This window comes from Candidatus Hakubella thermalkaliphila, assembly GCF_013281975.1.
Classification (GTDB): Bacteria; Actinomycetota; Humimicrobiia; order Hakubellales; family Hakubellaceae; genus Hakubella; species Hakubella thermalkaliphila.
Genome location: NZ_BLRZ01000294.1, coordinates 1 through 1,078, shown reverse-complemented (window position 1 = coordinate 1,078; position 1,078 = coordinate 1). Strand labels below are relative to the sequence as shown.

Below are 1,078 nucleotides of genomic sequence, written 5' to 3'. Positions count from 1 at the left end.
AGCTTCACAGCTGGCTAATGGATCCCTTTGCCTCTTTTGGCGGGGTAACTAAGGCGGACCGGCAACAGTTCTTCTGATGGCTTAATGGTCACGATTAAGCCTCTTGGCGTGTTGATGGACGAGGACTCAAGAATGGCGGCCTAGTAATGACCAACCCTGATGACTTTTTGATGGACTAAATTGGGAGTCCCTGATTATGAATTAATCCCGGGCAAGCTCTTCCAGAGGATAGTCCACCCAGTCGCGGGCTTTTTTGCCGTCCCTCAGGGCCAGAAGCTTCTGTTTCTGGTAGGCTACCCTTCACCTCCTTGTGGTCAGTCCTCCCCCATCACAATAGCCGTTTGTTCTGGCGGTCGCTCCCTGCCCCTGCGCTCGGTCTTCTTAAGCGTATTCTCTATTTCTTCAAAAAAGCTCTCCTGCCCCTGAGGGTCCCTTTCATTGCAGTTCTTTAAGAGATTGCTGTATGGCTGCTAGTTCTTTGTCGGAGATTCCCCAGAGATCGGCAGCTACTTGGTCGATGGCGCTCTCTAGGTGCAGCAATGACTCTTTGGTTTTTGAATCGGCCATTGCAGTGTGAGCATGCTTTGATAACCTGGCCAAGTCACAATGTTCAGATATGCTAAAGTCAGCCTTAGGTATGGATACATAATTCATAAATCCAGGAGTTCCAAAGCTTTTCCCTGTAAAGCATGTGAGAGAGATTAAATTAACCATGGAGGTGTTCATTAATGCGCAAAAGTAGTGCGCTTCCTCCAAATCACAAAATGAAACAAAACTCACGACATGTTGTGTTACGGGAGTCTTGACTCCCAAGTAGTTGTCGTCAATCGGTCCCGTAACAGCCGCCTTTATTGTGCCAATCATTTGTCGCCACATTACTTTGTAGGGCGCAAGGCTGTTCTGGTTGACGTTGTATATAGTCCAGAAAGGATCTCTATTTGGATCGAAGTACTTCTTGTAGCCACTTCGGCGTCGGAGTACTTCTTCAAATTGTAATAAATAGCTGTATGTGTGAGGCCATCTAGCCTTCATTTCGTTCTCGGCCCATCCAATTCGTTCGTTAGGGTTCTGAGTCATT

1 pseudogene is annotated in these 1,078 nt (G+C 47.4%); it reads right to left on the bottom strand.

From position 1 onward, the window contains the following. Nucleotides 1–435 precede the first annotated feature (435 nt). Nucleotides 436–1,078 (bottom strand): annotated as a pseudogene (locus HW443_RS11680) (hypothetical protein); the annotation flags it as partial.